Source organism: Thiolapillus sp. (assembly GCF_048562965.1).
GTDB lineage: Bacteria > Pseudomonadota > Gammaproteobacteria > Chromatiales > Chromatiaceae > Thiolapillus > Thiolapillus brandeum_A.
The window spans coordinates 1-3,938 of the sequence record NZ_JBHNMF010000313.1 but is presented as its reverse complement, the minus strand read 5'-3'; the positions used below and the strand labels follow the sequence as shown (position 1 = coordinate 3,938).

The 3,938-nt window shown below is 57.3% G+C and carries 4 protein-coding genes; 1 reads left to right on the top strand and 3 read right to left on the bottom strand.

Going from position 1 to position 3,938, the window contains the following annotated elements; genetic code table 11:
* Positions 1–379: 379 nt before the first annotated feature.
* A complete protein-coding gene (locus ACOCD2_RS13895) occupies positions 380–991 on the bottom strand; it encodes a YdbL family protein (protein WP_293648620.1) in 612 nt (203 codons plus the stop codon).
* 4 nt (positions 992–995) lie between these two features.
* Positions 996–3,050: a hypothetical protein gene (locus ACOCD2_RS13890; RefSeq protein WP_293648623.1), complete on the bottom strand. Its 2,055-nt coding sequence runs from the start codon at positions 3,048–3,050 to the stop codon at positions 996–998.
* 90 nt (positions 3,051–3,140) lie between these two features.
* Between ACOCD2_RS13890 and ACOCD2_RS13885 the strand changes: the two genes are divergently transcribed.
* On the top strand, positions 3,141–3,506 hold the full coding sequence (locus tag ACOCD2_RS13885) for a hypothetical protein (protein ID WP_293648626.1): 366 nt from the start codon (positions 3,141–3,143) through the stop codon (positions 3,504–3,506).
* A 14-nt stretch (positions 3,507–3,520) separates the two neighbouring features.
* On the opposite strand, the gene ACOCD2_RS13880 is transcribed toward ACOCD2_RS13885, so the two are convergent.
* Positions 3,521–3,871 carry a hypothetical protein gene (locus tag ACOCD2_RS13880; RefSeq protein ID WP_293648629.1) on the bottom strand — a complete coding sequence of 117 codons (351 nt, stop codon included), beginning with the start codon at positions 3,869–3,871 and terminating at the stop codon, positions 3,521–3,523.
* Positions 3,872–3,938: the final 67 nt, after the last annotated feature.

Genomic DNA, 3,938 nt, shown 5'->3' with positions numbered 1-3,938 from the left:
AATAGGTTGTCAAAGGCCGAGTCGATTTTGGGGACTGGGATGTCCCAAAATCTATCACGAGGCCGAAGACACGCTTGAAACCCAAGCCATTCATCTGGACAGCCAAGGCTAAGGATATCTTGGCTAAAGTTGTTCGTGCTAATCGCCGGTTAAGCTCCAAGCAAAATGCAACACTACACTAGAACATTGGATTTTTTTACCCCGACCAGGCCGGGATTCATGCTTATCAAGGTGTTGTAGATTCCGGCCTTTGCCGGAATGACATTTTTAGAGTTTCCTGCGGCTCATGAATGAGCCGCCAAAATCCACGTAGCAAGGCGCAGCGTGCTCTGAAAAGTCCAGGAGGGACTTGCTCAGAGATTCCCCAGAGGAATTCGTATTACTTTTTCTTCCAGCTGCCCCCTTGCCTGTACCAGTATCCCCGCGGTGCTTCCTCTATCCAGATACGTGAAAACGTCTTGCGGATATCCGCTTCCCATTCGGGATGCCCGTTGGCCCGAGCAATCTCCCGGTAAAGGGCATCACGGTCGCGGTTTTCGTCTGCCACCAGCTTTTTCACCCGGTTGCGGTCTTTCAGCTCCACGGCCTTGAGGTCACGAATCGCCACCCTGCCCGACTCGTCGAAACCGATGGCGCCGGAACGGTAGAACGGCGCCAGACTTCGCTGGCGCTTTTGCATGGACTGGCGCAAACGTGAAATGGCCGGCGTATCGATGTTGATATCGGCCTTGGCTGCATGCACTTCGGGAACCAGCATTTCCACCAGATGGCCGGCGATCCTGACAGCAATACCCGGCTGTTCGATTGCGGACTGGTCATCCTCTGCCTTTTCGGGTGCTTCCTTTTGCTCCCCCGGTTGTTTCACATCCAGCACATCACGGACGATCTCCCGCGCCGCCTCTTCAGCCGCTGCGGCAGGAAAATAGATATTGATGGTTACACAGGCCCCCAGCAACAGGCTGAGTACGGGCCAACTGAGATTCTTCAACATTGCGTTACTCCACGATCATGTCGTCAAAACGTATATCCCTGATGCGGGACAACAAATCCTTCCAGGCCACCTTGTGATTGCGCCCGATCACATCGATACGCGGCAGCCTAGCACCTTTCACAATATAATAACCGCCCTTGGGGTTGGGAACACCATCCAATTCCGCGACTGCCCCGCGCAGGCGCACCTTCAGTGCCAGCCGGTCGTAGGCAAAGTCTTCGAAGAAACGCAGCATGGTGGACGACAGGCTGACGCTGGCGCCATTCCCCAGTTCGGTCAGGTTGTCGATAGCACGCTGACTGATGCGATGGGGCCGTTTGTCTTTCTTCGGCGACCGCAGGTTGGCATCGAATGCCGTTACCTGCCAGGCCACCAGCTGCAGGTTGCGCACATAACCTTCCAGGCTACCCTGAATACGACCGGAATCGAACACCTGGGTTATCTGTTCCAGATCGAGATTGTCCAGCCGCACACTGGTTTCCAGAACCGGTGCCACCCCGAGCGGGTCCTCCAGCTTCAGCCCTTCCACCACGACCCGTCCACCGAACACGTCCACCAGCAGTTTGCCATCCATGCGCAACAGTGCATCGCGGTAATGCAGCCGTGGAATACTGGCCTGCAGACTGCCTTCGAGAACCGGCCAGTCCAGTGAGTGGCTCAGTGCTTCCAACTGAATGTTTTCGAGCTCGGCCCGGGCCTGCCAGCCAAGGCTGTTATCCAGCAAACCATCCAGGCTGAGATCCGACAGTTGCAGCCGTCCGCCCAGCAACGGCAGGGTCAGCGGCTCCATGATGATACTGCCGGCATGGGCGGTAAAACCGGCATCCACTGCGCCAAAGGCGATCCTGAACAGATGCCCGCCTTGCCAGCTGAGGCGCGACCGCGGTTTCGCACCGCTTCGCTTCCAATGCACATCGCCGCTGATTTTCTTCAGCCCGAAGAGTCCGGCATTCTGCTCCACATCCACCTGCTGAAGTTTGAGGGAAAACGCCTGCAGCCCGGCCCCGGTCAGCTGCAGCTGGCCCTGCACCTGACCGTTCACTGTCATGTCATCCAACGCATTGCCGATCACCAGGGGCTTTAACAGCAGTCCATAGGCCTGTGACAGATCGCTCAGCTGAAACTTCAGGTCAAGATCCTGAAGCTGACGCGCAGAGAGGTTGACATCCAGGGAACCCTGACCGGAAAACAGACCGCCATAGCTGAATGACAATGCGCTGATTCCCATGCGCTGCGTATCCCCATCCAGTTTTCCCTGCAGGCTCAGTTCAAACGGCGCGTCTTCCGCAATCTCGGCAAAAAAGGGATCTGTGTAGAGCTGTCCCTTGTCCACCCTCAGATCCAGCTTCCCGCCCCATATATCTCCATGTCTGTTACCGTCCAGGTTCAGGCGCAGGTTCAGCGCCTCTCCCACCTGCAGACCATCCTCGCTGGAATAGGAAAAGCTTTTCAGATGCATGGATGCCCTGACGGAAACAGGTGCGCCCTGTATCAGCACTACCCTGCCCTGGATGCCTGCAATACCGCTGAAGGTCCAGTCCGGCGAAAAAAATCGCTTCAGCAACGCCAGATGAAAATTTTGCAGTTTGAAATCCGCCTGAAGCCGGCTGCCCACAGATGTGAGTTCAAGCTGCAGGCGCGCTCTGGAAAGGCGCAGATCATTGAGCTTCAGCCACCAGTTTCCGGTATCCACATAGCGCCAGCTCATGCTGCCGGTCATGGCTTTGAACAGGGAAGTGCCAATGTCCAGCCTGCCTTTCCCACATGTCAGGGCAGGATACGCATCCCAGGCAACTTCCGGGCAGAACAGGCGAATCTGGCCGAATTGCTGCCCGGCCAGCTGCATCCTGCTGGCATCAACCCTGACACTGGCTGTGTCTCCCGGGCTTGCCCCGACCGCCACATCAAGACCTTCCAGCGTCCAGCCTTCTCCCGAAATGCTTTGCACCTGCAGCTGCAGCTCATCTACCGCCCGGGCGGCCGGGAACAGGAATAACAGCGCACAACAGATCAACCCGCGGTACAGGCAGGTAAGGCCGGTGTCCGCATCTGCTACCATGGGTCGTCTTGTAAAAAGTCCGGGGCTGAACACGCCCCCACTCTATCATGCGAACCTGCCATACTGGCATTGCATCTGTACTGAGAAACCATGGCTGAACTGGAAACCGTCACCGCCCCGCTGGTGGTTCGTTTCGCAGCCGGCGACGAGAAAGTCGTCGCTCGCGCCTTTCCCCACCCCTTGGGGATCGTATACCTGGATCTGTTCTGGCATCTGTCGCGCCCCGATGATGCCGCGCATCTCATCCGGGGTGAATTGCGCGGCAATGGCCCCTGGCGTGTCGGCGATGCAAGCATCCGTGTCCTGGGTTGCGGGACAACCGATCCGTTGCTGCAGGCGGAATATATTCCGTGGCGGGACTATCTGAACGAACATCCCGGGGAATATCCTCCCGAGGCACAGATCCTGACCATTGCCCGCCGCCTCGGCTGCATCATTCCCGGCAGGTCAGAGTAAAGCCAGCGCCTGCTCTATCTTCTGTTCCGTGACCGGAAAGGGAATGGCTTTCCACACCGCATGGTGCTCCCGGCACTGCCGGAAGCTGGCTTCATGCTCGGGGGGATAAAGCACCAGCAGCCTGACTCCGGGATACCGCTGCAGCACCGCAGCCAGGGTTCCAGGTTGGAACTGCGGTCACGAAAATCTGTCTGGAAATTGTATTCAGCCACGATCACGTCAGGCTGTTTCTTCTTCAGCCAGGCTTTCGCCTTGCGCTGTGTGGTGACCAGATCGGCATCGAAACCCAGGCGCTGATACACGGGCATGAGGTTGGGGTAACCACCGAGTTCGATGATGGCCAGCAGGCTCTTTCGTTCAGGCATTGTTTCTATCCGGGTATTTGGTGACAAGCGTGTCTTCGGCCTCGTGATAGATTTTGGGACATCCCAG